The 20,100-nt window shown below is 70.9% G+C and carries 21 protein-coding genes; 16 read left to right on the top strand and 5 right to left on the bottom strand.

Annotated elements, in window-relative coordinates; translation table 11 throughout:
* Nucleotides 1–12 precede the first annotated feature (12 nt).
* Nucleotides 13–957: a LysR family transcriptional regulator gene (locus J3S20_RS21225; RefSeq protein ID WP_216838525.1), complete on the bottom strand. Its 945-nt coding sequence runs from the start codon at nucleotides 955–957 to the stop codon at nucleotides 13–15.
* A gap of 96 nt (nucleotides 958–1,053) precedes the next feature.
* On the opposite strand from J3S20_RS21225, the gene J3S20_RS21220 reads away from it, so the two are divergent.
* The 5 genes from J3S20_RS21220 (at nucleotide 1,054) to glpD (ending at nucleotide 6,642) form a co-directional block, all read left to right on the top strand.
* Nucleotides 1,054–1,938: an FAS1-like dehydratase domain-containing protein gene (locus J3S20_RS21220; protein WP_216838524.1), complete on the top strand. Its 885-nt coding sequence runs from the start codon at nucleotides 1,054–1,056 to the stop codon at nucleotides 1,936–1,938.
* A gap of 145 nt (nucleotides 1,939–2,083) precedes the next feature.
* Nucleotides 2,084–3,280: a CaiB/BaiF CoA transferase family protein gene (locus tag J3S20_RS21215; RefSeq protein WP_216838523.1), complete on the top strand. Its 1,197-nt coding sequence runs from the start codon at nucleotides 2,084–2,086 to the stop codon at nucleotides 3,278–3,280.
* Complete coding sequence (locus J3S20_RS21210) at nucleotides 3,277–4,242, top strand: Bug family tripartite tricarboxylate transporter substrate binding protein (RefSeq protein ID WP_216838522.1); 966 nt, start codon at nucleotides 3,277–3,279, stop codon at nucleotides 4,240–4,242. The genes J3S20_RS21215 and J3S20_RS21210 overlap by 4 nt, the downstream gene beginning before the upstream one ends.
* A gap of 16 nt (nucleotides 4,243–4,258) precedes the next feature.
* Complete coding sequence (locus tag J3S20_RS21205; protein WP_216838521.1) at nucleotides 4,259–5,119, top strand: HpcH/HpaI aldolase/citrate lyase family protein; 861 nt, start codon at nucleotides 4,259–4,261, stop codon at nucleotides 5,117–5,119.
* A 50-nt stretch (nucleotides 5,120–5,169) separates the two neighbouring features.
* Nucleotides 5,170–6,642 carry a glycerol-3-phosphate dehydrogenase gene (gene glpD, locus J3S20_RS21200; RefSeq protein WP_216838520.1) on the top strand — a complete coding sequence of 491 codons (1,473 nt, stop codon included), beginning with the start codon at nucleotides 5,170–5,172 and terminating at the stop codon, nucleotides 6,640–6,642.
* Here the strand turns inward: glpD and J3S20_RS21195 are convergent.
* Both J3S20_RS21195 and J3S20_RS21190 read right to left on the bottom strand, forming a co-directional pair.
* The gene (locus J3S20_RS21195; RefSeq protein WP_216838519.1) at nucleotides 6,635–6,898 is read right to left on the bottom strand and encodes a DksA/TraR family C4-type zinc finger protein; all 264 of its coding nucleotides are present in this window, start codon (nucleotides 6,896–6,898) and stop codon (nucleotides 6,635–6,637) included. The genes glpD and J3S20_RS21195 overlap by 8 nt on opposite strands.
* Nucleotides 6,899–7,122: 224 nt before the next feature.
* Complete coding sequence (locus tag J3S20_RS21190) at nucleotides 7,123–8,019, bottom strand: LysR family transcriptional regulator (RefSeq protein WP_216838518.1); 897 nt, start codon at nucleotides 8,017–8,019, stop codon at nucleotides 7,123–7,125.
* 108 nt (nucleotides 8,020–8,127) lie between these two features.
* Between J3S20_RS21190 and J3S20_RS21185 the strand changes: the two genes are divergently transcribed.
* Together J3S20_RS21185 and J3S20_RS21180 are read left to right on the top strand one after the other, a co-directional pair.
* On the top strand, nucleotides 8,128–8,466 hold the full coding sequence (locus tag J3S20_RS21185; protein WP_456305704.1) for a DHCW motif cupin fold protein: 339 nt from the start codon (nucleotides 8,128–8,130) through the stop codon (nucleotides 8,464–8,466).
* Nucleotides 8,467–8,502: 36 nt separating this feature from the next.
* Nucleotides 8,503–9,813 carry an aspartate aminotransferase family protein gene (locus tag J3S20_RS21180; protein ID WP_246603070.1) on the top strand — a complete coding sequence of 437 codons (1,311 nt, stop codon included), beginning with the start codon at nucleotides 8,503–8,505 and terminating at the stop codon, nucleotides 9,811–9,813.
* Nucleotides 9,814–9,923: 110 nt separating this feature from the next.
* Here the strand turns inward: J3S20_RS21180 and J3S20_RS30405 are convergent, their stop codons facing one another.
* On the bottom strand, nucleotides 9,924–10,520 hold the full coding sequence (locus tag J3S20_RS30405) for a nitroreductase family protein (RefSeq protein ID WP_216838517.1): 597 nt from the start codon (nucleotides 10,518–10,520) through the stop codon (nucleotides 9,924–9,926).
* 9 nt (nucleotides 10,521–10,529) lie between these two features.
* Nucleotides 10,530–11,504 (bottom strand): tripartite tricarboxylate transporter substrate binding protein, encoded by a 975-nt coding sequence (locus tag J3S20_RS21170; protein ID WP_216838516.1) that lies wholly within the window; start codon nucleotides 11,502–11,504, stop codon nucleotides 10,530–10,532.
* A gap of 101 nt (nucleotides 11,505–11,605) precedes the next feature.
* Here J3S20_RS21170 and J3S20_RS21165 point away from each other — a divergent pair, with 101 nt between their 5' ends.
* The 9 genes from J3S20_RS21165 (at nucleotide 11,606) to J3S20_RS31155 (ending at nucleotide 20,100) form a co-directional block, all read left to right on the top strand.
* On the top strand, nucleotides 11,606–12,220 hold the full coding sequence (locus J3S20_RS21165; protein WP_216838515.1) for a nuclear transport factor 2 family protein: 615 nt from the start codon (nucleotides 11,606–11,608) through the stop codon (nucleotides 12,218–12,220).
* A gap of 138 nt (nucleotides 12,221–12,358) precedes the next feature.
* Nucleotides 12,359–12,559 carry a hypothetical protein gene (locus tag J3S20_RS21160; RefSeq protein WP_216838514.1) on the top strand — a complete coding sequence of 67 codons (201 nt, stop codon included), beginning with the start codon at nucleotides 12,359–12,361 and terminating at the stop codon, nucleotides 12,557–12,559.
* Between the two features lie 43 nt (nucleotides 12,560–12,602).
* Entirely contained in the window at nucleotides 12,603–13,391 is a 789-nt protein-coding gene (locus J3S20_RS21155; protein WP_216838513.1) for an ABC transporter ATP-binding protein, read from the top strand.
* Entirely contained in the window at nucleotides 13,388–14,101 is a 714-nt protein-coding gene (locus J3S20_RS21150) for an ABC transporter ATP-binding protein (protein ID WP_216838512.1), read from the top strand. Before J3S20_RS21155 ends, J3S20_RS21150 begins: the two co-directional genes overlap by 4 nt.
* Nucleotides 14,102–14,132: 31 nt before the next feature.
* The gene (locus J3S20_RS21145; RefSeq protein WP_246603067.1) at nucleotides 14,133–15,338 is read left to right on the top strand and encodes an ABC transporter substrate-binding protein; all 1,206 of its coding nucleotides are present in this window, start codon (nucleotides 14,133–14,135) and stop codon (nucleotides 15,336–15,338) included.
* Nucleotides 15,339–15,465: 127 nt separating this feature from the next.
* A complete protein-coding gene (locus tag J3S20_RS21140) occupies nucleotides 15,466–16,338 on the top strand; it encodes a branched-chain amino acid ABC transporter permease (RefSeq protein ID WP_216838511.1) in 873 nt (290 codons plus the stop codon).
* Nucleotides 16,338–17,240, top strand: a complete 903-nt coding sequence (locus tag J3S20_RS21135) for a branched-chain amino acid ABC transporter permease (RefSeq protein ID WP_216838510.1) — start codon at nucleotides 16,338–16,340, stop codon at nucleotides 17,238–17,240. The genes J3S20_RS21140 and J3S20_RS21135 overlap by 1 nt, the downstream gene beginning before the upstream one ends.
* Entirely contained in the window at nucleotides 17,237–17,731 is a 495-nt protein-coding gene (locus tag J3S20_RS21130) for a GAF domain-containing protein (RefSeq protein WP_216838509.1), read from the top strand. The genes J3S20_RS21135 and J3S20_RS21130 overlap by 4 nt, the downstream gene beginning before the upstream one ends.
* Before the next feature lie 251 nt (nucleotides 17,732–17,982).
* Nucleotides 17,983–20,100, top strand: a complete 2,118-nt coding sequence (locus J3S20_RS31155) for an HWE histidine kinase domain-containing protein (RefSeq protein WP_216838508.1) — start codon at nucleotides 17,983–17,985, stop codon at nucleotides 20,098–20,100.

The following is a 20,100-nucleotide window of genomic DNA, read 5'->3' as shown; positions in this document are numbered from 1 at the left end:
GTGCGGCGGCCCTTATCGGGGCGCCGCCGGCTTGCGTAAACCCCTCGGCGCGCGGGGCGGCGCGGCCTCCCGCACCTGGCGCAGGGCGGCGGTGATCGCCGCCATCAGGCTGCGCGCGGCAGGCGAAAGCTGGCGCTCGCGCGGGCTCAGCAGGCCGATGCGGCGGGTCAGCGCCGGGCGCACCAGCCGCAGCGTCACCACGCCCGGCGGCAGCGGGTCCGGGATGGCGGAGGCGGGCAGGGCGACCACGCCGGCGCCGGCCGCCACCATGGCAACCGCGGTGGCCAGGTGCCGCACCTCGATCCGCCAGCTGGTATGGATGCGCGCCTGGTCCAGCGCCGCATCCACCAGGCGGCGGTTCTCGCTGATGGCATGGGTCGCGACCATCCGCTCGTCGCGCAGCTCCGCCCAGGCGACGGACTTGCCGCCCGCCAGCCGGTGATCCAGCGGCAGCACCAGGAAGAAGGGTTCGTCGAACAGCGGCTGGCGCTCCACGGTCCAGCGCTCGGCGCCGATGGCGGCGAGGGCGAAATCCACCCGGTTGGCGTCCAGCATGGCGCGGATCTCGGTGGCGGAGCTTTCATGCACCACCACTTCCGACATCGGCCATTCGCGGCCATGGGCGGCCAGCACCGGGCCCAGGTGGCGCACCGCCAGCGTCGGCAGGCAGCCGATCTCGATGCGCTGGCCGCGGTCGGGATCCACCGCGCGGCGCATCGCCTCCCGCAGCCGGGCGATCGCCTCCTGCGCCTCCGGCAGCAGGGCGGTGCCGGCGGCGGTCAGGCGGATGGGCTGGGCGCGGCGGTCCAGCAGCTCCGCCCCCGTCGCGCCCTCCAGCCGCTGCACGCGGCGGGTGAGGGCCGGCTGGCTGAGGCCGAGGCGGCTGGCGGCGCGGCGGAAGGAGCCGAGCTCGGCCACCGCGATGAAGGCCTCGAGGCCCGGCAGGTCCAGATACATGGCCGGGATGATGCACCGGGCGCATCACGCGGTCACTATATTGCATTGGACGCGGCGTGCGCGCGGCGCGAGAGTCGGGGCCACGGAGGAAGCAATATGCCCGATACGCAGATGGATGCCGGCGGCATGGCCGGCTGGATCGGCCGCCAGGAAGTGCTGGAGGATGAGGTGGCGCTGCCCATCATCCGCCGCATGGCCGCGCTGCTGGACCAGGACCCGCTGGCCTACCGCCGCGGCGATGCGCTGCCGGAGGGCTGGCATTCCGTCTTCTTCGCGCCCATCGCGCGGCAGTCGCAGCTCGGCCCGGACGGCCATCCGAAGAAGGGCGATTTCCTGCCGCCGGTCCCGCTGCCGCGCCGCATGTTCGCCGGCCGCCGGCTGCGCTACCTGGTGCCAATCACCATCGGCGCGGAGATCCGCCGCACCTCCACCATAGGCGCCATCACGCCGAAGACCGGCCGCACGGGGGAGATGATCTTTGTCCGGGTCGACCATGTGGTGGAGATGGACGGCAAGCCGGTGCTGACCGAGGTGCAGGACATCGTCTATCGCGAGGAAGCCAAGCCCGGCGCCGGCGCGCCGCCCAAGGCCGAGGCGCCCGTGGAACTGCCCGCGCCGGACGAAACCCAGGTCTATGCGCCGGAGACGACACATCTCTTCCGCTATTCCGCGCTGACCTATAACGGCCACCGCATCCATTACGACCAGCCCTATACGACGCAGGAGGAAGGCTATCCCGGCCTGGTCGTGAATGGCGGGCTGCATGCGCTGTTCCTGCATGAGATGGCGCGGCGCAACCTGCCCGGCGGCAGGCTCGGCTGCTTCTCGGTGCGCAACGTGAATCCCTTCTTCGTCAACCGCGTGGGCGAGCTGCGCTGCAAGCGGGAGGAGGACGGCTCGCTGCGCCTCTGGGCGCTGAACGAGCAGGGCAAGATCGTGGCCCAGGCCGAAGCCGCCGCCGAGCCGGGCGAGATGGTGTGAAACCGAAAGCTCGACGCTACGACCTGCGGCCCGAAGGGCCGAGCGCGCGAATGCGCGCCGCGGCAAGTGCCGCGAAGCCAAGCCGCGCGGATGCGCGGCGCCCGGCGTCTGAGGGGCACGAAGGTGAAACCTTCGTGCGCCGGCTATGAGCGACACCTCGAAGCGCGGGCCGCTCGCCGGCATCCGCGTGCTGGACTGCACCGGCGTCATCGTCGGCCCGATGTCGACTCTGCTGCTGGCCGAGCAGGGCGCCGATGTCATCAAGGTGGAGCCGCCGGAGGGCGACCTGATGCGCAAGCTGGGCGGCAAGGCGCCGGCCGATGCGCCGGGCATGTCGCCCAAGTTCATGCACTTCAACCGCAACAAGCGGTCCATCGTTCTGGACCTGAAATCCGAGGAGGGGCGGGAGGTGATCCAGCGCCTGGCGGAGACGAGCGATGTCTTCGTCAGCAATATGCGGCCGCGCGCCCTGAAGGCCCTCGGCCTGACGGCAGAGGCGCTGCTGGCGCTGAATCCCCGCATGGTCCATTGCACCATCGCGGGCTTCGCGACGGGCGGCCCCTATGACGGCGCACCGGCCTACGACACCATCATCCAGGGCCTGTCCGGCGTCGCCGCCTGCCTGGAGACGGTGCTGGGCGAGCCACGTTTTGCGCCCTTTGTCCTCACGGACCATATCGTCGGCATCATCGCCGCCCAGGCGATCTGCGCCGCACTGGTGGCCCGCGCCAGCACGGGCGAGGGCCAGGCGATCGAGGTGCCGATGTTCGAGAATGCGGCGGCCTTCGTGCTCTCCGAACATCTCGGCCAGCGCACCTTCGACCCGCAGGGCAGTTTCGGCGATCCGCGCATCATGACGCCCGATGCGCGGCCGATGCCGACGAAGGACGGCTATATCTGCGTCTCCGCCAATACGGACCCGCAGGCGCGCGGCTTCTTCACGGCGATCGGCCGGCCGGAGCTGATGGAGGATCCGCGCTTCCGCAACGTCTCCGCGCGGCTGGCCAATGTCGCCGAGTATTTTGCGCTGCGCGCCGAATCCTTGCGCGCGAAGACCACGGCGGAATGGGTGGAACTGCTGCGCCGCCACGACGTGCCGGCCATGCCCTATCATCGGCTCGAAACCCTGCTGGAGGATCCGCAGCTGCGCGGCTCCGGCGTGCTCACACAAGAAGAAGGGGAGGAACACATGCTGGGATTGCGACACGCCAATCGCTTCGCGGGCTCCGGCCTGCCGGAATCGCGCCGCGCGCCACGCCAGGGCGCGCAGACTGCCGAGATTCTCGCCGAAATCGGCTATGGCGCCGAGGACCGCGCGCGGCTGATGGGGGACGCGGCATGAAGCGCCGACACCTGCTGGCCGCCACCGCGGCCACGCTCGCCAGCCCCGCTTTGGCCCAGGGCGCCTGGCCCAGCCGTCCGATCCGCCTGGTCGTGCCCTTCCCGCCGGGGGCGGCGAATGACACGCTGGGCCGCGCCATGGCCGACCAGCTCTCGCCCCGCCTCGGCCAGGCCGTGGTGGTGGAGAATCGCGGCGGCGCCGGTGGCACCATCGGCTCCGAGGCCGTGGCCCGCTCCGCGCCCGATGGCTATACGCTGCTGCTGGGCCATATCGGCACGCTGGCGGTGAATGTCGCCATGTATCCGAACCTCACCTACAGCCCGGTGCGGGATTTCGCCCCGGTGGCGATGATCGCCACCACGCCGAATGTCCTGGTGGTGAATCCCCAGCGTCCCTACCAGGACCTGCCGAGCCTGGTGGCCTTTGCCAAGGCCAATCCCGGACGCCTGCGATACTGCACCGCCGGCAATGGCAGCGCGGGCCATACGGTGATGCTGGCCTTCCTGCATGCGACGAAGCTGGACATGGAGCATGTGCCCTATCGCGGCCTCGGCCCGGCGCTGAACGACCTGGTGGCGGGACATGTGGACCTGACCTGGGGCGGCGCCCCCACCGTCATGCCGCTGGCGCGCCAGGGCCTGCTACGGGCGCTCGGAGTCTCCTCCGCCCAGCGGGTCCCGAGCCTGCCGGAGCTGCCGACGGCGGCGGAGACGGTGGCGCCGGGCTTCGATGCGGTGCCCTGGTACGGCATCGCCGCGCCGACCGGCACGCCGCCGGCGGTGATCGCCCGGCTGAACACCGAGATCAATGCCAGCCTGAACACGGCCGATGTCTCCGCCCGGCTGCGGCAGGATGGCGCGGAGCCGCTGCCGATGACGCCGGAAGCCTTCGGCCAGCTGATCCGCAGCGAGGTCTCGCGCTGGAGCGAGCTGATCCGCGCCGCCGGCGTGACCGCGAACTGAGACGAGTGGACCGACCATGACCTTCACCCCGCGCGCCGCCACCTGGCGCTCCATGCTCTATGTCCCGGCCAATGTGCCGCGCTTCGTCGCCAAGGCCCCGGGCTCCGGCGCCGATGCGATCATCCTCGACCTCGAGGACAGCGTGCCCGTGGCGCAGAAGCAGGCGGCGCGGGAGGGGCTGGCGGAGGCCGTCGCCACCTGCCGCACCGGCCCCGCCGCCGTGCTGGTCCGCATCAACCGCCCGCTGCGCATGGCGGTGCGCGACATTGAGGCGGCGATCGCCTGCGGCGCCGACGGCATTCTGCTGACCAAGGCGATGGATGCGGGGCATGTCCGGCTGATCGCCGAGGTGGTCGATGAGCTGGAAGGCACCACGCCGCGCTGCCGGCTGCTGCCGCTGATCGAAAGCGCCTCGGCCATCGAACGCATGGCCGAGATCGGCGCGGCCTCGCCCCGCGTCGCCGGCCTGCTGGTCGGCGCCGAGGACCTGGCGGCCGAGATCGGCTGCACCTCGGACGATGAGGTGATGGTCTCGATCAAGCGCCGCATGGCGGTGGCCGCGGCCCAGGCCGGCGTGGCAGCGATGGGCACGCTCGGCTCCATCGCCGATTTCCGCGACCTGGAGAAGCTGCGCGACGTGGTGGCGAAGTCGCGCCGCGCCGGCTTTACGGGCGGCAGCTGCATCCACCCCGCGGTGATCCCCATCCTCAACGAGGGTTTTTCCCCGAGTGAGAAGGAGCTGGATCTCGCCCGCCGGCAGATCGCGGCGGCCGAGGCGTCGGAGGCTGAGGGCCGCGGGTCGTTCGAGGTGGATGGGCGCATGGTGGACGAGCCCATCCTGCGCCGCGCCCGGCGGATCCTCGCCGCCGCGCGGTAACGGCGCGGCTGGGGCTTGCCAGCCGGCCGGCCGCCTTACATGACAGCGCCATGACCAACTCCTTCGACCTGCTGGTGATCGGCGGGGGAATCAATGGCGCGGGCATCGCACGGGATGCGGTGGGGCGGGGGCTCTCGACCTGCCTGGTGGAGCGCGGGGACCTGGCGGGCGGCACCTCCTCCAACTCCTCCAAGCTGGTGCATGGCGGGCTGCGCTACCTGGAGCACTACGAATTCCGCCTGGTGCGGGAGGCACTGGCCGAGCGCGAGGTGCTGCTGCGCATCGCCCCCCACATCGTCTGGCCGATGCGCTTCGTGCTGCCGCATCGGGCGGAGATGCGGCCGCGCTGGCTGATCCGGGCCGGGCTGTTCCTGTATGACCATCTGGCCCGGCGGGTCAGCCTGCCGGGGGCGGAGGGGCTGGATTTCCGGAAGCACCCCTATGGCACGCCGCTTTCGCCCAGCATTGCCAATGGCTTCGCCTATTCGGATTGCTGGGTCGAGGATTCGCGCCTGGTGGTGCTGAACGCCAAGGATGCCGCCCGCCGCGGCGCCAGCATCCGTACCCGGACCAGCTTCGTCGATGCCGCGCGGGATGCGGCGGGTTGGACGGTGCGGCTGCGGGCCGAGGATGGGGCGGAGGAGACGCTGCGCGCCCGCGCCCTGGTGAATGCCGCCGGCCCCTGGGTGATGGCCGCCCAGGACGGCACCCATGCGAAGCGGGCGGGCAGCGTCCGGCTGATCCGCGGCAGCCATATCGTGCTGCCGGCGCTCTATGAGGGCGACCAGGCCTATATCCTGCAGAACGACGACCGCCGCGTGGTCTTCGTCATCCCCTACCAGGGGAAGTTCTCCCTGGTCGGCACCACCGACGTGCCGCATGAGGGCGATGCCGCCACCGCCCATTGCACGCCGGAGGAGGCCGCATACCTCTGCGGCGCCGTCAGCCGCCAGTTCAAGCGGCAGGTCACCCCGGCCGAGATCGTCTGGTCCTATTCCGGGGTGCGGCCGCTGTATGATGATGGCTCGGACGACCCCTCCGCCATCACCCGCGACTATGTGCTGAAGCTGGACGAGTCCGGCGCGCCGCTGCTGAGCATCTATGGCGGCAAGATCACCACCTACCGCCGCCTGGCGGAGGAGGCGGTGGAGAAGATCGGCCGCGCGTTGGGGCAGGAGGCGCCGGCCTGGACCGGCACGGCCGCACTGCCCGGCGGCGATTTCGGCGGCCGCGACCTGCCGGGCTATGAGGCGGAGATCGCCGCCCGCTACCCCTGGCTGCCCGCGCCGCTGCGCGCCCGGCTGGTGCGCGCCTATGGCAGCGAGGTGCCGGCGCTGATGGGCGATGCCGGGTCGATCGCCGATCTCGGCCAGGACCACGGCGCCGGCCTGACCCAGCGCGAGGTGGACTGGCTTCGGCGCGAGGAATGGGCCCGCACGGCCGAGGACATCCTCTGGCGCCGCTCCCGCCTCGGCCTGCATATGACCGCGGCGCAGCGCGAGGCCTTTGCCAGCGCTATTTGAGCTGGCTGTCCTTGCTGCCGCGGCGGTTGATGCCGAAGGCGGCGGGGCGCTTGTCGCGGGCGGACTGGCAGGCGATGCAGGTGCGCACGCCCGGCAGGGCGGCACGCCGGGCCGCCGCGATCTCCTCGCCACATTCGACGCAATGGATCTCGCCCGGCCCGGCCGTCATCCGCGCGCGGGCGCGCAGGATGCCGTCCCGCACCGTGTCGTCGATCTGATCCTGAACCGCGCCATCCGGCGCCCATCCGCTTGCCATGCACAACAGATGGGCAGGGCAGGGCGGCTGGGGAAGGGGCGATGACCTCCGCCCCGGCCTCAGAGCCTGACCCAGAGGGTCGGCGGCTGAGGGCCGGTTATGGAATTTTTCGTCCTGGCCAGGACGGCAAGGCCGCCGATGCTGGTTGCATCGGCAAGTTGTCGGACGCCGCCAGGGCGGAAAAGACGCACCGGACCGACCTGCCGATCTTCTGGGTCAGGCTCTCAGCGCGCCTGTTCAAGCACCCGCGCCAGGCTGGCGGACAGCGCCTCCGCCGCCGCCGGCAGGCGCCGCCCGCGGCGCGCCAGCAGGGCAATGCGCCCGCCGGTCAGCAGCGGATCCGCCAGCGGCACCGCGCGCACCTTGCCCTGCGCCAGGTGCAGCGCCAGCACGCGCGGCACCATCACCGCCACCCCCTTGCCATCGGCGATGAAGGCGGCCGCGACATGTGGCGAATTGGTCTCCAGCATCGGCCGGATCGGCGACCGCGCGGCGCGGCAGGCGGTGTCGAACAGGTCGCGGGAACTGCCGAGATAGGAGGGGGCGACCAGCGGCATGCCGGCCAGGTCCGCCAGCGTCAGGCTGGGCGCATCCGCCAGCCGGTGGCCGGGCGCCATCATCACCGCCAGGGGCTCGGCGGCGGAGGCCAGCACCTCCACCTCCGGATCCGCCGGCGGGTTGAAGGCGATGCCGAGATGGCAGGTGCGGTCATGCAGCGAGGCCAGGATCGCCTCCGACCCCACCACGGCGATATCCAGAGTCACGGCGGGATAGGCGCTGCGGAAGGCGGAGAGTGCGGTGGCCAGGCCATTGGCGGCGAAGCTTTCGGCCAGGCGCAGCACCACATGGCCGCGGCGCACGCCGCGCAGCGCATCGAGGTCCGCGCGCAGCCGCTCCGTCAGATGCGTCGCCTCCCGCCCATGATGCAGCAGGATCTCCCCGGCGGGCGTCAGGGCCACGCCGCGGGCGCCGCGTTCCAGCAGCTGCACGCCGAGGTCTTCCTCCAGCTGCTGGATGCGGCGGCTGATGGCGGATTGGGCCAGGCGCAGCCGCTGCGCGGCTTCCCGCATCGACCCCGCCTGGGCGACGGCCAGGAAGCAGCGCAGGCCTGGTGGCAGCATGAATTGTCTCTCCGCTCCTGATGCTTGCCAGGTCTGTTTGCGCGCTACAGTTTCCGCTTGTGGCTGGGGCGTCAAGCGCCTGGTATTCAGCCGGTGTTCAACGAGGCGATGCGCAGCATGATCATCGAGAATGTGCCCTTCCAGGTGGCCGATTGGTCCGGCTGGCCGGAGACGCGCCATGCCGGCGAGACCGGGCACGCGCTGTGGCGCACGCTGGAGGTCGGCAATATCCGCGTGCGCATGGTGGAGTATTCGCCCGGCTACCTAGCGGACCACTGGTGCTCCCGCGGCCATGTGCTGCTGGTGATGCAGGGGGAGCTGGTGACGGAGCTGGCGGACGGCCGCGTCTTCACCATGCGGGAGGGATGTTCCTACCAGGTGGCGGAAAATGCCGAGCCGCATCGCAGCCGCACCGCCACCGGAGCCAGGCTGTTCATCGTCGATTGATCGGCGCTAGCCTCGGCCGCTGCCGAGGAGATCGACATGTCCGTCCGCAATGCCCTGCTGGAAGATGCGCTGGTCGAGGCGCGTGAGGGTTATGCCACCGCGCGCCCCCTCAGCGCCGCACGGCATGCGGAGGCCGCGCAGGTGATGCCCGGCGGCAATACCCGCAGCGTGCTGTTCCACGGGCCCTTTCCCTTCACGGCCGAAAGCGGGGAGGGCTGCCGGGTGCGGGACCTGGACGGCCATGCCTACGTCAGCATGATCGGCGAATACACCGCAGGCCTCTTCGGCCATTCGCATCCGGCGATCCGCGCCGCCGTGCTGCGGGCGCTCGACACCGGCGTGAACCTGACCGCGCATAACCCCTTCGAGGCGCGCTTCGCCCGGATGGTGCGGGACCGGTTCCCCTCGCTGCAGACGCTGCGCTTCACCAATTCGGGGACGGAGGCGAATCTGCTGGCGCTGGCCTGCGCCACCATCGCGACGGGCCGCAAGACCATCCTGGGCTTTCGCGGCGGCTACCACGGCGGGCTGATGACCTTCGGCCCCGGCGCCAACCCGATCAACGTGCCGCACCGCGTGGTGCTGGCCGGCTACAACGATCTGGCGGAAGCCGCGGCGCTGGCGCGCGAGAATGCCGGGGACCTGGCCGCCATCATCCTGGAGCCGATGCTGGGCGGCGGCGGCTGCATCGCCGCGACCGACGATGTCCTGCGCGGCTTGCGCGCCCTGGCGGATGAGACGGGCGCCGTGCTGATCTTCGACGAGGTGATGACCAGTCGCCTTGCCCCGGGCGGGTTGCAGGAACTTACCGGCGTGACGCCGGACCTGACCACGCTGGGAAAATACGTCGGCGGCGGCATGTCCTTTGGCGCCTTCGGCGGGCGGGAGGATCTGATGGCGATCTTCGACCCGCGCCGCCCGGATGCCGTGCCGCATGCCGGCACCTTCAACAACAACACGCTGACCATGTCCGCCGGCATCGCCGCGCTGGGCGAGATCTACACGCCCGAGGTCGCGCTGCGCCACAACGCCCGCGGCGATGCGCTGCGACAGGCGCTGCAGCGCGCGGCGGGCGACCTGCCCATCCAAGTGACGGGCCGCGGCAGCATGATGGCCTTCCACTTCATGCCGACCGCGCCGCGCAATGCGGAGGAAGCGGCGGAGGGCAACCAGGCGCTGAAGGAGCTGCTGTTCCTCGATCTGCTCGACCGCGGCTACTACATCGCGCGACGCGGGATGGTGGCGCTGTCGCTGGCGGTGGGCGAGGCGGAGTGCGAGGGATTCGTGAGTGCCTTCGCGGATTTCTGCGAGATCCGCGGGGCGCTGGTGCGGGAGGCGGTGGGGTAGGGGGCGGCGCCAAGCCCCCACCCCGACCCTACCCCGTCAACGGGGGAGGGAGAAAGCCCTCCCCCGCGCTTGCGGGGGAGGGTTGGGTGGGGGCTCTCTCGCCCCACCCCTCACACCTTCACCGGCACCCCATACCGCCCAAGATGGGCAAACTCCGTCACCGGCTTCCGCACCCGCGGCGCCACTTCCCGCTCCGCCAGCTTCTCCGGCAGCAGGGACGGCGCGCCCTGCGTGCCGAAGGCGATCGCCACCATCGGCTCATGCCCTTCCGGCACGCCGAGCTCCGTCCGCGCCCGCTCCACGTCGAAGCCGCGCATCTGGTGGCTGGCCAGGCCGAGCTCCACCGCCTGCAGCGCCATCTGCGCCACCGCCTGACCCAGGTCGTATTGCGCCATCGCATTCGGGTTGCCGTTCGCCGCGAAGGTGGTCCGGGCGAAGCCGATCATCAGCAGGCCGGCCGCACCCGCCCAGGCCTGGTTGTTGGCGCTCAGCAGCGACAGCAGGCCGGCGAAACCTTCCTCGTCCTTGCGGGCGGTGACGAAGACCCAGGGCTGCTCATTGAAGCAGGAGGCGGCCCAGCGCGCGGCCTCCAGCAGGCTCGCTTCCTGCGCGGCCGTCACGGCCTGGCCGGTGAAGGCGCGTGGGCTCCAGCGCGCCTGCATCAGGGCGTTGATCGGGTGGGCAACGGGGGCGGTGCGGTCGGTCACGCGGGACTCCTACTGTCGTTCCATATTGGTGCGCTCGACCACCTCGGCCCAGCGCGCCATCTCGGCATGCACGGCGGCGCGGGTTTCGGCCGGTGTGCCGGGCGCGCGCGGCGTCAGCCCCAGCGCACCGAGCCGCGCCTGCAGCTCCGCATTGCCATGCATCGCCTGTGCCATGGCGGTGATGCGCTGCACAACCGCGGGTGGCGTCCCGGCGGGCACGCCGATGGCGTACCAGGTGACGATGTCGAAGCCGGGCTGGCCGAGCGATTCCGCCACCGTCGGCACCTCCGGCAGCAGGGGGGAGCGCTGGCCGCTGGTGATGGCCAGCGCCCGTACCTCCCCGCCACGGATCTGGCCGAGCACGGCGGAGGCCGTCTCCGCCACCACCTGCACCTCCCCGTTGCGCAGCGCCACGATGGCGGCGGGCGTGCCGCGATAGGGCACATGGGTCATCCGGAAACCGCCGGCGCCCTGCACCGCCTCCGCCACGAAATGCTGGGTGCTGCCGACGCCGACGGTGGCGAAGTTGATGGCATCCGGCCGCGCCTTGGCCTGCGCCACGAGCTCCGCCATGTCCTTGGGCCCGTTCGGCCCGGCCAGGATCACCAGGCCGGTGGAGGCCACCATGGCCACCGGCTCGATATCCGCGCGCGGGTCGTAGGGCAGGGTGCGATAGAGCGCGGCGGAGACCGCAAAACCGTTGTTCAGCAGCATCAGCGTATGGCCGTCATTGGCCCGTGCCAGGGTATTGGCGGCGAGCGTCCCGCCGGCGCCGGGGCGATTCTCCACCACCACCGGCTGGCCCCAGGCGGCGGACATTGACGGCGCCAGCAGCCGCGCCACGATATCGGTGGTGCCGCCGGCCCCGAATCCCTGGATGAAGCGCACCGGCCGGTCCGGCCAGGCGGCTTGCGCACGCGCCGCCAGCGGCAGCAGCAGGGCGGGCAGGGCGAGGGCGCCGCGGCGGCCGATCTTGCTGGTCATGGACATTCCCCCTGGGTTGTTGCAATCGCTGCAATCGTTTGTTGCATCTTCCATCGCGGCCCCGCCGCCGCCCGTCAAGCCATCGAAGCGAGGAACCCGCCATGTCCAACCCCGATCTCCTCCGCCGCCTGGAAGTGGCGGAGCTGGTGCAGAACTGGGCTGTGTGGCGCGATGCCGGGGATTGGGACCGCTTCGCCACCTGCTGGCATGAAGACGGGCGGATGATGGCCACCTGGTGCCAGGCCTCGGCGGCGGATTTCATCGCGGCGTCGAAGGCCGGCTGGGCGCGCGGCGTCTCCATCCTGCATTTCCTGGGCGGCTGCTCCGTGGACCTGGCCGGCAACCGCGCCATCGCGCAGACGAAGATGACGATCAGCCAGCGGGCGGAGGTGCATGGCGTGCTGGTGGACGTGGTCTGCACCGGCCGTTTTCATGATTTCATCGAGCAGCGCGACGGCCGATGGGGCATCGTGCTGCGGCAGCCGATCTATGAGAAGGACCGCATGGACCCGGTGGATCCCGCGGCGAAGCTGGAACTGGACCCGGCGCTGCTCGCCCGCTTCCCGGAAGGCTATCGCCACCTGGCCTATCTCCAGACCGGCATTGGCTATGAGGTAAAGACCGACATGCCCGGGCTGAAGGGGGAGAAGGTCCAGGCGCTCTATGCCGCCGGGCGCCGCTGGCTGGCCGGGGAGGCGCATGGCTGGGAGGAATAGGCGGGCGCTTTCAACACTCCTTAAGCGGAACTGGTGTCACCTGCCTGTCATGGCCCTGCCGGATGGCTGCCGCCATGACCAGCTAGGGAGTGCCCGAGGATGGGCGAGGACGTCCCGTCCAGGGTTGAGGAGGTTTGCATGGACGACCAGGCTTTCCGGCGCGAGCGCATGCTCGCCTCGGGCCTGTTGCGAGAGGCGGCGCCGGCGGAGCTGGCGCTGCTGGCAAGGATGCGGGAGGAGGCGGAGGCCCATGGCCAGCAGAACCGCCCGGCACGGCCGGCCCCGCTGCCGCCGCGCCCGGACTATTCGAAGGCGAAACGGACCCGCCTGACGGCCTGACCACGGCTTCCGGGAGGGCGGGCGCGCGTGTAGCGTTCCCGTGATGACGGAGTCCTCCCCCCAACCAGCCCTTCTGGAGATCAGCGACCTCCGCCGCAGCTTCGGCGGGGTGGTCGCGCTGAATGGACTCGCGCTGCAGGTGCGGCCCGGCACGGTCACCGCGCTGATCGGCCCGAACGGCGCCGGCAAGTCCACCGCCTTTCAATGCATCTCGGGCGTCATCCGGCCGGATGCGGGGCGGGTGATCTTTGACGGCCAGGACATCACCGGGCTGCGGCCGGACCGCATCACCGGCGCGGGCCTTGTGCGCAGCTTCCAGATCGCGCGCGGCATTCCGCGCCTGACGGTGCTGGAGAACCTTCTTCTCTATGGCCAAGCCCAGCCGGGGGAGGGTGTGGCCGCCGCCATCCTGCGCCCCGCCGCCATGCGGGCGCGGGAGGAGGCGCTGCGCGAGCGCGCCAGGGCGGTGGCGGCGCGGCTGAATCTCACCCGCGTGCTGGACAACCAGGCGGCGGCCCTCTCCGGCGGCCAGAAGAAGCTGATGGAGATCGGCCGCGCCCTGATGGCGGAGCCCCGCCTGCTGCTGCTGGATGAGCCGGTGGCGGGGGTGAATCCCAGCCTCTCGGCCGAGATCGCCAGCCATATCGGCAGCCTGCGGGACGAGGGCATGACGGTGCTGATCGTCGAGCACCACATGGATTTCGTCGCCTCCCTCTGCGACCCCGTCATCGTCATGGCGGAGGGCCGCTTCCTGGTGCAGGGCTCCTTCGAACAGGTCGCGGCCGATGCGCGGGTGCAGGAAGCCTATATGGGCAGGCGGGTGCACGCATGACCGCCCTGCTGGAAGTGGAAGCCCTGGTCGGCGGCTATGGCGCGGCCGATGAGATCCTGAAGGGCATCACCGTCGCCCTGCCGGAGCGGCGGATGGCGGCGATCGTCGGCCCGAACGGCGCCGGCAAGTCTACCTTGTTGAAGGCCATCGCCGGGATGCTGCGGGCCAAGTCGGGCCAGGTGCGCCTGTCGGGCGAACTGCTGACCGGCCTGCCGCCGCGCGGTGTCGCCATGCGCGGCGTCGCCTTCGTGCCGCAGGAGGCCAACATTTTCCCCAGCCTCTCGGTGCGCGAGAACCTGGAGATGGGCGGCTACCTGGAACCCCGCGCCACCGTCACGCAGCGGGTGGAGGGGCTCTTCGCCCGCTTCCCCATGCTGGCCGAAAAACGCCGCCGCGCGGCGCGAACGCTCTCGGGCGGGCAGCGGCAGATCCTTGCCATGGGCATGGCGCTGATGGTGGCGCCGAAACTGCTGCTGCTGGACGAACCCTCCGCGGGTCTCAGCCCCAAGGCCGCCGAAAGCCTCTTCGACGACATCGCCGCCATCCATGCCGAGGGCACCGCCATCCTGATGGTGGAGCAGAATGCGCTGGAGGCGCTGGCGATCGCGGAAGATGGCATCGTGCTGGTCGATGGCCGCGTCGCCCGCACCGGCCCCGCGGCCGAACTGGCCTCCGACCCGGAAGTGCGCCGCCTGTTCCTGGGCGGCTGAGTTTCACCAAGAACAGAAGGGAAGCTGACGGATGATGCAGACGACAATCGGGCGCCGCGGCGCCCTGCTGGGGGCGGCCGCGGCCGTCTCCACCTTCGCCATCGGCGGCCGCGCCTTCGCGCAGACCGCGCCGGTGGTCTTCGGCGCGCTGCCGCCGCTGACCGGTGCCGGCGGCCCCTATGGCCCGGCCATGCTGCGCGCCATGCAGGGCGTGGTGGAGGCCGCGAACAGCGCCGGCGGCATCAAGGGCCGGCAGATTCGCCTCGCCTTCGAGGATGACCAGACCAACCCCGATGCCGGCGTGCGCGGCGCGCGCAAGCTGATCGACGTGGACCGCGTGCAGGCGCTGATGGGCACCTGGGCGTCCTCCGTCACCACGGCCGTGGCGCCGCTGTGCTGGGAGAACCGGGTGCCGCTGTTCACCGTCTCCGGCGCCGACAGCATCACCCTGCTGCCGCACCAGGGCCACATCTTCCGCACCCAGCCCAATTCGCGCCTGCAGATCGAGACCGCGACGAAGTGGCTGCTCGGCAAGGGCGCCAGGCGCGTCTTCCACATGGCCGCGCAATCGCCCTTCGCGCAGTCCAGCCAGGATGTGATGACGGAGGTGATGCGCGCCGGCGGCGGCGCCGTCTCCGGCTATGTGGTCTATGAGCGCGACAAGACCGCCTTCCGCTCGGAAGTGGACACCATCATGCGCTCGCGCTCCGACACGGTGATGCTGAACGGCTATCTGCCGGACGTCACCATCCTGCTGCGCGAACTTTACCGCGCCGGCTTCGACGGCCGCCGCTTCACCTTCGCCTATGCCGCGCCGGCCAGCGTCTTCGGCACGCTGCCGAACGAGGTGACGAACGGCCTGACCACCTTCCAGCCCAGCCCGGACCTGAACAGCCCCGCCTTCACCCGCCTGAAGGCCGCCTTCGGCAGCACCGAGGTCGACCCCTATTCTGCCCAGGTGCACGACCACGCCACCATGGCGATCCTCGCCGCCGCGCAGGGCGGCGACGCCACGGGCACCGTCATCCGCGACAACGTCCGCAAGATCTGCCAGGGCGATGGGGAGAAGGTGGACAATGTCACGGACGGGCTGCGGCTGATCGCGGCCGGCCGCGCGGTGAATTTCGAGGGTGCCTCCGGCCCCTGCGAATTCGACGAGCGCGGCGACATCCGCGGCACGAAGTTCCGCTACGAGGTGGCCGAGGGCGGCGCCTATCGGGTGCTCGAACTCGTTTGAGCCCTATGCCGAACGGGCACGACCTGCGGCCGGCGATCTCCGCCGGCCGAGCGGCCGAACGGCCGCCGCGGCCCGTGCCGCGCAGCCAAGGCCGCGGAGCGGCCGCCCGGCGCTTGAGAGCACCGCTATGATTCAAGATTGGAGGGACCTGGCGCAGGTCCTGCTGAATGGCGTGATGGCGGGCAGCGTGCTGATGCTGCCCGCCATCGGCTTCAACTGCATCTTTGCCGTGCTGCGCTATCCGAACTTCGCCATCGCCGGCTTCGCCACCACCGGCGCCTTTGCCGGCTGGGTGGCGAATGCGGTCTATGGCTGGCCGGTGGGGCTCGCCCTGCCGCTGGCCTTCCTGGTGGCGGGGCTGGTCGCCCTGCTGGCGGAGGAGGCCGCCTTCCGCCCGCTGCGCCCGGCGGGGCCGCTGACGGTGGCCATCGCCTCCGTCGCCATGACGCTGCTGATCGAGAACATCCTGCGGTTCAGCTTCGGCAATGACCTGCGCGGCTACGACCTGCCGATCCTGCGCGACTGGCGCTTCGACGGCATCCGCATCAACCCGCAGCAATTGCAGAACACCGGCTATGCGATCGTCGCCGCGGGCGGGCTTTTTCTTCTACTGGGCTTCTCGCGGCTCGGGCGCGCCATGCGGGCGGTGGCCGACAATCCCGTGCTGGCCGATATCAAGGGCGTCGATCCCAACCGCATTGCCCGTGTCGCGGTCTTCATCGGCGGCGGGCTGGCGGGCTGCGGCGGCATGCTGGTGGGCATCGATACCTCCATCGATCCGCTGACCGGCTTTCGCGTCGTGCTCTCCGTCTTTGCCGCGGCTGTCGTCGGCGGGCTCGGCTCGATTCCCGGCGCGGCGCTGGGGGCGATGGTGGTCGGCGTCGGCGAGGAGATGGCGGGGCTGGTGCTCTCGCCCGCCTACCGCACTGTCACCGCCTTCCTCGCCATCCTGCTGGTGCTGATGTTCCGGCCGCAGGGGATCCTGGGGGGGCGCAACTGATGGACGCCTATCTGATCGCCATGCTGGTCTTCGCCGGCTTCTACGCGCTGATGGCGCTGGGGCTGAACGTGATCTGGGGCCTGACCGGCATGGTCAATCTCGGCCTGGTCGGCTTCTTCGCCCTCGGCGCCTATGCCTCCGCGCTGCTGACCACGAAGCTGTTCTGGCCGATGCCGCTGGGCTGGGCGGCCGGCGCGGTGGTGGCGGCCGCCGCCGGCGCCATCATGGCGCTGATCGTGGCGCGGCTGCGCGGCGACTACCTGGCCATCGTCACGCTGGGCTTTGCGGAGGTCATCCGCCTGACCGCCTCGAACGAGATCTGGCTGACCAATGGCACGGACGGTATCTCGGGCATCCCCGGGCCGTGGCGCGGCGATGTCTCGCCGCCCGAATTCAACCTGATCTATCTCGGAATCGTCTGGACCGCGGTGGCCGTGGTCTTCGTGCTGCTGGCGCGCCTGTCGCATTCCCCCTTCGGCCGCGTGCTGCGCGCGATCCGGGAGGATGAGGATGTCGCCGCCGTCGCCGGCAAGCCGGTGCTGTGGTTCAAGGTGCGCGCCTTCACCATCGGCGCCGCCGTGCTGGGCGGGGCAGGGGCGCTCTATGCCCATTACAACGCCTATATCGCGCCGGACGGCTTCGCCCCGCTGCTGACCATCTACATCGTTCTGGCGCTGACCGCCGGCGGCGTCGGCGCCATGCGCGGCGCGATCATCGGCGCGCTCTTCGTCATCGCGCTGCTGGAATCCACGCGCTTCCTCTCCGCCATCATCCCCGGTGTCAGCCCGGTGCAGAAGGCGGCGCTGCGCGAGGGCGCGATCGCGCTGAGCCTCATCCTGCTGCTGCGCTTCCGGCCGCAGGGCCTGATCCCCGAGAAAACCCGTACCAAGGCGACCCCATGACCCGCCCCGTTCCCGATTTTTCCCCCGTCGTCCACGCCATGCGGCAGCCCGGCCAGCCGGGTGCGCTTTTCGCGGCGCTCGACGCCGCCATGGGCCAGGCCATAGGCCACAAGCTGTTCACCATCCTGGTGATCCATCCGGGCGCCAATGAGAGCCAGCGCTACTACTCCAACATGCCGAAGGAATACCCGGTGGGCGGCCGCAAGCCGATCAACCCGACGCATTGGTTCCAGAAGGTGCTGGGCGAGGGCGTGCCCTATATCGGATACAACTACGCCGATATCTCGGATGTCTTCTACGACCACGAGCTGATCCGCAGCCTGGGCTGCGAAAGCGTGCTGAACGTGCCGGTGCGCTGGGATGGCCAGAGCATCGCCACCATCAACCTGCTGCACGAGGCCGGCTGGTACAATGAAGGCGACATCGCCACCGCCCAGCAATTCGCCGCCCTGGCCGTGCCCGGCGTGCTGAAGGTGATCTCGGAGGGATAGGACTACCTCCGCCCCGGCCATTCCGGGGCGCCCGCGTATGGGCGGGCAGGCGGGCGCGGGCAGCTTCCGGCGCTTGATGGCGGGGCGCAGGCGAAACGACCGCCCCGCGGTATTGACCTGTCGTCCACTCCGACTGCAGAGGTAATGCTTCCCGCGGCGCGGATGCCTGCTAACGGCGCCCATGCCCTTCCACCGGGGACGCGTCGTATCTGATGCAGCGGTCGCCTCATCGGCAGTTTCGCCTGCAGACCGTGCTTCTCGGTCTCGGACTGACGCTGCTCATTCCAGCGCTCGGCCTCGGCGCCATGGCGGCGTGGAGCGCCGTGGGCGCCTATCGCGCGGCGTTCGAGGCGCGGCTGCTGGATACTGCGCGCGCGCTCGCCCTTGCGACGGACCGGGAGATCGGAACCTACCTGGCATCGCTCACGGCGCTGGCCGCCTCCGCGGCGCTCGATGGTCCCGATGTTGAGCTTGCCATGTTCGAGCGGGAGGTGCGGCGCGCAGGTGGCGGGCTCGGCACCTCGATCATCCTGCTGGACCCCGTAAGCCTGCGGCAGATCATCAACACCGCGCTGCCCGAGGGGACGCGGCCGGCGGGCGTCTCGGCAGCCGATTTCCGCGCGGTGACCGAAACCGGCCGGCCGCTGGTGACCAACCTCGTGATCGGCGCCGTCGCGCGCAGGCCGGTGGTCGGCGTGGCGGTCCCGGTGGAGCGTGACGGTGCGATCCGCTTCGTGCTCGCGGCCCGGCTGCCGCTGACGAGGCTCGACAGCCTGTTGGAGACGCAGACATCCCCGGGCAAGGCCTTCGACGTCATCGTCGATGGTAGCGGGAAGGTGGTGGCGCGATCGCGCGAGCCGGAGCGCTATGTGGGCCTGCCGGCGCCGGCGTGGTTCCTTGACGGCATCGCCGGCCGGTCTTCCGGCTTTCTCCACGGCGTGGCGTTGGAGGGGCAGGAGGTGGTCGTCGGTTTCGCGCGGATCGGCTCCGCTCCGGGCTGGGTCATCGGGACCGCCGAGTCCCGGGACGCCTACACCGCCGCCTGGCGTGGGCCGCTGCAGATGATGGCACTGGGCGGGGGTCTGATCGTCGGTCTCGGCGCCGCATTCGCCATCTGGCTGTCCCGTCGCCTGCTCCGCCCCGTGACGGGGCTGGTCGGCGATGCCCGGGCCTTCGCAAGCGATGCCGGGGAGGCGCTGGCACAGCCGATGGCCGAGCCCTCGCACGTCGCCGAGTTCGAGGAGCTGCGCCTCGGCATCGCCGCCGCCAATGCGGCGCTGCGGGCGCGTGCCATCGCCAAGCGGAGCGCGGATGAGCGGCAGATGCTGCTGGTCCGCGAGGTTGACCACCGCGCCAAGAACGCGCTGGCCGTCGCGCTCTCCGTGGTCCGGCTCACGCCGAGCGACGTGCCGCCCGAGCAATACGCCGAATCCGTCGAGGGTCGTGTCGCGGCCATGGCACGGGCGCATTCCCTGCTGGCGAAGGAGGCCTGGGGCGGCGCCGCGCTGCGCATGGTGGCGGAGGATGAGCTGGCACCCTATGCCGGCCGCGTCCGCCTTGCCGGCGACCCCGCCTATCTGACGGCGGAGACGGTCCAGCCGATGGCGATGGTGCTGCACGAACTGGCCACCAACGCCGCGAAGCACGGGGCGCTTTCCACGCCCGAGGGCCGGGTCGGCCTGAGCTGGGAGCTGGCTGCGGAGGATGGCAGGCTGCGCCTGGCATGGGCGGAGGAGGGCGGGCCGAAGGTGGCCGGACCGCCTGCAAAGCGTCGCTTCGGCACCCGGCTCATCGCGCAGCTCGCCGAGCGGCAGCTGCGCGGCGAGACCGCCTTCGACTGGCGGGAATCCGGCCTGCGCTTCGCCCTGACCCTGCCCGCCGGCTTGGCATCGCTCCGTCCCGGCGGCGCCCCGGCGCTGGAAGGCGCCCACGGGCTTGCGGCGAAGGATACGCCGGTGGCGCTGCGAAGGCAGGAACCAGCCGGGGCCGGGCCGGCTCGCCTGTCGCCGCCGCGCGTGCTGGTGGTGGAGGACGAGACGTTGCTGTCGCTCGAAGTGGAGGCGACGCTGCGGGAGCTGGGCTACGAGGTGGTCGGGCCGGCACGGGACCTCGGCGAGGCCCTGCGGCTCGCCGCCACCGAACGGGATCTGCGCGCCGCGGTTCTCGACGTGAACCTTGGCGGGCGCGAGCGGTCCTTTCCGGTCGCGGATCTGCTGCAGACGCGCGACGTGCCCTACATCTTCGTCACGGGATACGGAAGCGCCTCGGCGCTGGAAGGTCGCGACTCCGATTCCACCATGGTGCTGCGCAAGCCCTATGCCCGGCAGGCCCTGGCCGATGCGCTCGCCACGATGATGGGAGATCCGTGA

This window comes from Falsiroseomonas tokyonensis, assembly GCF_019024325.1.
Classification (GTDB): domain Bacteria; phylum Pseudomonadota; class Alphaproteobacteria; order Acetobacterales; family Acetobacteraceae; genus Falsiroseomonas; species Falsiroseomonas tokyonensis.
The sequence above is the reverse complement of the archived record's forward strand: the minus strand, read 5'-3'. Positions and strand labels throughout refer to the sequence as shown.

Excerpts from the sequence above, each read along its gene's own strand:
- J3S20_RS21225 (WP_216838525.1), bottom strand. The coding sequence starts at position 957 with ATGTATCTGGACCTGCCGGGCCTCGAGGCCTTCATCGCGGTGGCCGAG.
- J3S20_RS21220 (WP_216838524.1), top strand. The coding sequence starts at position 1,054 with ATGCCCGATACGCAGATGGATGCCGGCGGCATGGCCGGCTGGATCGGC.
- J3S20_RS21215 (WP_216838523.1), top strand. The coding sequence starts at position 2,084 with ATGAGCGACACCTCGAAGCGCGGGCCGCTCGCCGGCATCCGCGTGCTG.
- J3S20_RS21210 (WP_216838522.1), top strand. The coding sequence starts at position 3,277 with ATGAAGCGCCGACACCTGCTGGCCGCCACCGCGGCCACGCTCGCCAGC.
- J3S20_RS21205 (WP_216838521.1), top strand. The coding sequence starts at position 4,259 with ATGACCTTCACCCCGCGCGCCGCCACCTGGCGCTCCATGCTCTATGTC.
- glpD (WP_216838520.1), top strand. The coding sequence starts at position 5,170 with ATGACCAACTCCTTCGACCTGCTGGTGATCGGCGGGGGAATCAATGGC.
- J3S20_RS21195 (WP_216838519.1), bottom strand. The coding sequence starts at position 6,898 with ATGGCAAGCGGATGGGCGCCGGATGGCGCGGTTCAGGATCAGATCGAC.
- J3S20_RS21190 (WP_216838518.1), bottom strand. The coding sequence starts at position 8,019 with ATGCTGCCACCAGGCCTGCGCTGCTTCCTGGCCGTCGCCCAGGCGGGG.
- J3S20_RS21185 (WP_456305704.1), top strand. The coding sequence starts at position 8,128 with ATGCGCAGCATGATCATCGAGAATGTGCCCTTCCAGGTGGCCGATTGG.
- J3S20_RS21180 (WP_246603070.1), top strand. The coding sequence starts at position 8,503 with ATGTCCGTCCGCAATGCCCTGCTGGAAGATGCGCTGGTCGAGGCGCGT.
- J3S20_RS21170 (WP_216838516.1), bottom strand. The coding sequence starts at position 11,504 with ATGACCAGCAAGATCGGCCGCCGCGGCGCCCTCGCCCTGCCCGCCCTG.
- J3S20_RS21165 (WP_216838515.1), top strand. The coding sequence starts at position 11,606 with ATGTCCAACCCCGATCTCCTCCGCCGCCTGGAAGTGGCGGAGCTGGTG.
- J3S20_RS21160 (WP_216838514.1), top strand. The coding sequence starts at position 12,359 with ATGGACGACCAGGCTTTCCGGCGCGAGCGCATGCTCGCCTCGGGCCTG.
- J3S20_RS21155 (WP_216838513.1), top strand. The coding sequence starts at position 12,603 with ATGACGGAGTCCTCCCCCCAACCAGCCCTTCTGGAGATCAGCGACCTC.
- J3S20_RS21150 (WP_216838512.1), top strand. The coding sequence starts at position 13,388 with ATGACCGCCCTGCTGGAAGTGGAAGCCCTGGTCGGCGGCTATGGCGCG.
- J3S20_RS21145 (WP_246603067.1), top strand. The coding sequence starts at position 14,133 with ATGATGCAGACGACAATCGGGCGCCGCGGCGCCCTGCTGGGGGCGGCC.
- J3S20_RS21140 (WP_216838511.1), top strand. The coding sequence starts at position 15,466 with ATGATTCAAGATTGGAGGGACCTGGCGCAGGTCCTGCTGAATGGCGTG.
- J3S20_RS21135 (WP_216838510.1), top strand. The coding sequence starts at position 16,338 with ATGGACGCCTATCTGATCGCCATGCTGGTCTTCGCCGGCTTCTACGCG.
- J3S20_RS21130 (WP_216838509.1), top strand. The coding sequence starts at position 17,237 with ATGACCCGCCCCGTTCCCGATTTTTCCCCCGTCGTCCACGCCATGCGG.